The 4,503-nt window shown below is 59.3% G+C and carries 4 protein-coding genes; 2 read left to right on the top strand and 2 right to left on the bottom strand.

The features are described from left to right. Both H0V78_09890 and H0V78_09885 read right to left on the bottom strand, forming a co-directional pair. On the bottom strand, nucleotides 1-1,541 hold a 1,541-nt coding region (locus H0V78_09890; protein ID MBA2352069.1), incomplete at its 3' end, for a GMC family oxidoreductase. Nucleotides 1,542-1,615: 74 nt separating this feature from the next. Beyond that, nucleotides 1,616-2,665 (bottom strand): class I fructose-bisphosphate aldolase, encoded by a 1,050-nt coding sequence (locus tag H0V78_09885; protein ID MBA2352068.1) that lies wholly within the window; start codon nucleotides 2,663-2,665, stop codon nucleotides 1,616-1,618. A 133-nt stretch (nucleotides 2,666-2,798) separates the two neighbouring features. On the opposite strand from H0V78_09885, the gene H0V78_09880 reads away from it, so the two are divergent. Continuing rightward, a complete protein-coding gene (locus tag H0V78_09880; GenBank protein MBA2352067.1) occupies nucleotides 2,799-3,326 on the top strand; it encodes a gamma carbonic anhydrase family protein in 528 nt (175 codons plus the stop codon). A gap of 333 nt (nucleotides 3,327-3,659) precedes the next feature. Then, on the top strand, nucleotides 3,660-4,503 hold an 844-nt coding region (locus tag H0V78_09875; protein ID MBA2352066.1), incomplete at its 3' end, for a hypothetical protein.

Raw genomic sequence — 4,503 nt, 5'->3', positions numbered from 1 at the left:
CGGTGCACTATGCGGTTGCCGTCGTCGAGCGCGCTCGCCATGACGAATTGCAGCCGCGCCATCGTCCGTTGATCCGACCCGACCTGCTGGCGCCAGACATCGTCATCGGCGTGCGCCACGTCCCAGTATTTCGGATTGATCAGCAACTCGACGTTGTACGGATGAAGGGTACTCGCCGCCTGCTTGTGGAACATCATGACCTTGGCGTGATTCTCGAACCCGGCCCAGGGACTGCCGGCGCTCAACTCGTAGCTGTTCGAGAAAAACGCCGGATGGTCGGTCAGGCCGATGCCGATCCGGTGCTGCGCATTGGTTAGCCCGCTGCGCAAAGCGATACGCGGCGTTTCCAGAGATCCCGCGGACAATACGATCCGCTTCGCGCGATAACGCCGAGTTTGGTTACCGGCCAGATCCTGGCAGACGACAGCGGCCGCTTTGCCGCCGCTGGTTTCGATTTGCGTGACGAGATGGTTCAGATTGATGGTCAGATTATCGCGCCCGGCCGAGCCGTGGAACGCCAGCGAATCCAGCAGCAGCGCTGCGGTCGAAAATGTCCCGCTGGAAGTCTCGATGACATTGCGTAGCGTTCCCTGTTGATCGAGATTCGGCTGGTGCCGCGATCGCGGCAAATCCTCGACCCGGTAAGCGGGGAAGGCGTTGCGCAATGCGGCGACAAGCTGATTCTGGAAAGTACCGAGCGTCAATTGCTTGCGCATCAACTTTTCGGCGCGCGCATAGCCTTCCGCGCTGGCCAGGTAGGTGCGCACATTTTCTGGCCAGGGGGCGGTCTCCCAGGCGTGCATGCGCGGGATCAGACCTGACCAGAACACCGATCGGCCGCCGAAATTCATCTGCACTCCGAACAGGAAATCCGAACCGGGCTCATTGATGAAATGGCCGACCTGATGATGCGACGGCATGCGCGACCAGTCGCCCGGAAGATTGGTGATATGCGTCGGATAAAGCAGGCTGCCGGCCTCGAGCATGAGCACGCGGCGGCCCAGGTCGGACAGCGCGTCGGCGAGGATGCCGCCGCCCATGCCTGAGCCGATTACGATAACGTCATAGTCGATGCTGTCATCGGTATTGCCGGGAATTGCATCCTGCTGGCGCTTGTTGTGATCGCTGCGCAGATTGTCGTAGCCGTGCAGATAACGCGGCGGCGTCGGCGCAAACGAGACATTCTGCTCGGTGAAAACATGCTCTCCGGCCGCTTGCAACGCGATATCCGGGCCCTCCATCCAGGCCGATTCGTCGAGCACGAATTTCATGCTGAAGCCGCGCCGATACCTGGCCTTTTCCAGAAAGAATACCCATTCGCCGTTGTGATAGGCGCCATGAATATCCTGCGACCAGCCATCGACGCTGTTGCGGATCGTGATCAGATGATTTGGCCGGAAGCGCCCGGTGCGGAATTTCACGTAAAACTTGTCGACAGGCGCTGCCAGGAATGCTCTCGGCCGCGGCGCGGACTCGACAAAAGCCGGCTCGGCTTCGGTCAGCGGCCCCGCTGAACCGCTGTGGTAGGGAACAAACTCCATAGCAGCCTCGCTTAACAGGCTGTTAGCCCGGATCGAGCGCAGCGCAACCCGGGAATCGCACTTTCCGGAAGAGGTCAGGCGACGCTGACATCCTTGCTCAGATAAACGTCCTGGATCGCCCGCAATAGCGCGACGCCGTCTTTCATTGGTTTCTGGAACGCCTTGCGTCCCGAGATCAGCCCCATGCCGCCGGCGCGTTTGTTGATCACTGCGGTGCGTACCGCCTGCGTCAAATCGTCCTTGCCCGATTCGCCGCCCGAATTGATCAGGCCGGCGCGCCCCATATAGCAGTTGGCAACCTGATAGCGGACCAGATCGATCGGGTGATCCGTCGTCAATTCGCTGTACACTTTGGCGTGGGTCTTGCCGAACTTGATCGCGTTGTAGCCGCCATTGTTTTCGGCCATTTTCTGCTTGACGATATCGGCGTTGATGGTCGCAGCCAGATGATTGGCCTGACCGGTCAAGTCGGCGGCTACGTGATAATCGACGCCGTCTTTTTTGAACTCAGGATTACGCGTGTATGCCCACAGGATGGTTGCCATGCCCAATTCGTGGGCATGCGCGAATGCTTCCGACACTTCCTGAATTTGCCGGCGCGAATGCTCCGAGCCGAAAAAAATCGTCGCGCCGACCGCCACAGCGCCCATGTCGAACGCCTGATCGACGCTTGCGAACGGCGTCTGATCGTAGATGTTCGGATAGGTCAGCATCTCGTTGTGATTGATTTTGACGATGAACGGAATGCGGTGCGCAAACGTGCGGGCGACCGAACTCAGCACGCCCAGGGTCGACGCCACCGCATTGCAGCCGCCGTCGACCGCCAGTTGACAAATATTGGCCGGATCGAAAAACAACGGGTTCGGTGCGAACGATGCGCCGGCCGAATGCTCGACCCCTTGATCTACCGGCAGGATGGACAGGAAACCGCTGCCGCCCAGACGCCCGCGATCGAACATCGCCTGCAGATTGCGCAGCACCGCCGGCTTGCGGTCTTTGGCGGCGACCACGCGCTCGATATAGTCGGGCCCCGGCAAGTGCAGGGATTCTTTCGCTATCCCCTTGCAGCGATGATCGAGCAGGTATTTCGCATCTTTGCCCAGCAGGCCGGCGATATCGGTCATGTTGTCTCCCTGAAAAGGGCTCATTATCGCGCTAAGCGACTTCTCGGTAAATTCGCCGCGAACTATAATTAGCGCGGCCCGGCGCATCTCGCCGTCATCTGCGACGGTTCCTTTCTCTTTCGAATCCATCACCATGAAATATTCGCTGGGCGACAGAAAAATCGAAACACGCGGCAACCACTATATTGCCGACAATGCCATCGTCATCGGATCGGTCGTGCTCGAAAATAACGCGAGCATCTGGTTCAACGTCGTCGTGCGCGGCGACACTGACCGCATCGTGATCGGCGAGAACTCCAATATTCAGGATGGCGCGGTGCTGCACACCGACGAAGGCATCGAGCTTGTCATCGGCAAAAACGTCAGCGTCGGTCATATGGCGGTGCTGCACGGCTGCAAAATCGGCGATAACTCCCTGATCGGAATAAAAAGCGTCATCATGAACCGCGCCGTGATCGGTAAAAACTGCCTGATCGGGGCCAATGCGCTGATTACCGAGGACAAGGTCATTCCCGATGGATCGCTGGTGGTCGGCTCGCCTGGCAAGATCGTGCGGTCCTTGACTGCGACCGAAATCAGCCGCATTGAAAAAAACGCGCGCCACTACGTGCGCAATTTTCAGCGTTACCAGCAGTATTTCAGCGTGGATCACACCTTGTAGCGCAAGTTGCGGCGCTTACGCCGTCGTCCTAAGTTCATCAGATCCAGCCGCAGCCATTTCTGCTAACGGTGGTGTGCAAATTCGGGAAACAAGGTTTTCGGGCCGGGAAAATCCCCCGTGTCATGCCGTTTCTGGATTCGCAAGTCACTATCGCATAAGCTCATTCTGGATTTCCGCGGAGTGGCGCGGCGCTTGCGGTTGTATCTTGAAGCCGAATCCGCAACGGATCGCGGACAACCCAGCGCCACCCGCATAGTACTTTTGGCCTAAGACTTAAGTGCTATATGCCTGACAGAGAATTCCGACGCATAATCGCGTGAACGCAGGGACAGTGTGCCGCCCGACGTCTCCGGTTTTTTTACCATGCGCCTGGAAAATGTGACGAAGATGGCACTGTCCACTTCTCCCGCTTCGAGCCGCGCTGATCTGATCCGCGCGGAGCAGATCAGCGCGCTTTACAATCAAACACCGGTCGTCTACACGGCGCTCGTCGTGGCTGCGCTGTTCCTCATGATAGGGACCTGGGGCCAGCGGCCTGCGCTGCCGATGATCGCGTGGTTCGCCGCATTGAGCGTACTCGGCGTTGTGCGTTTCGCGCTGTTCTTCAGATACCGCCGCGCGCAACCCCTAGCGGCCGATGCCAGGCGCTGGGGAGACTACATCGTTATCGCGTCGGCCGTCAATGGCTGCATCTGGGGGCTGGCCGGAATCGTCATGTATGTGCCGGATTCGCCGAGCCAGCAGGCGATGCTCACGGTCGCGCTGTATGGGGTGGCGGCCGGCGCGACCACGCTGAGTCCGGTTTACCTGCGGTCTTTTCATGCGTTTATCGTACCGACACTGGTCCCGATCATCCTGCGCACCGCGGCGGAAGGCGATACGCCTCATCTGATCGTCGCAGCGTTCGGTGTCGTGCTGCTGGTCGTATCGCTGGTCTTCGGGCGCAACCTGTGCCGCGTGTTCGCCGATTCGCTGAATCGCCGCTACGAAAATATCGATCTGATCGAGAGGCTGACCGAGCAGAAAGCATTCGCCGAACGCTCGCAGCATGAAGCCGAGGCCGCCAACCGCGCCAAATCCCAATTCCTCGCTGCCGCCAGCCATGATCTGCGGCAACCGCTGCATGCACTGGGACTTTTCACGGCGACGCTGGGTGAAAAGGTCAGTGGCCAGAGCG

The organism is Burkholderiales bacterium (genome assembly GCA_013695435.1).
Classification (GTDB): domain Bacteria; phylum Pseudomonadota; class Gammaproteobacteria; order Burkholderiales; family JACMKV01; genus JACMKV01.
This window is presented reverse-complemented; position numbering and strand designations above follow the sequence as displayed.

What these genes read in the sequence shown, in the direction of transcription:
- H0V78_09880 (MBA2352067.1), top strand. Translation starts at nt 2,799, where the DNA reads ATGAAATATTCGCTGGGCGACAGAAAAATCGAAACACGCGGCAACCAC.
- H0V78_09885 (MBA2352068.1), bottom strand. Translation starts at nt 2,665, where the DNA reads ATGACCGATATCGCCGGCCTGCTGGGCAAAGATGCGAAATACCTGCTC.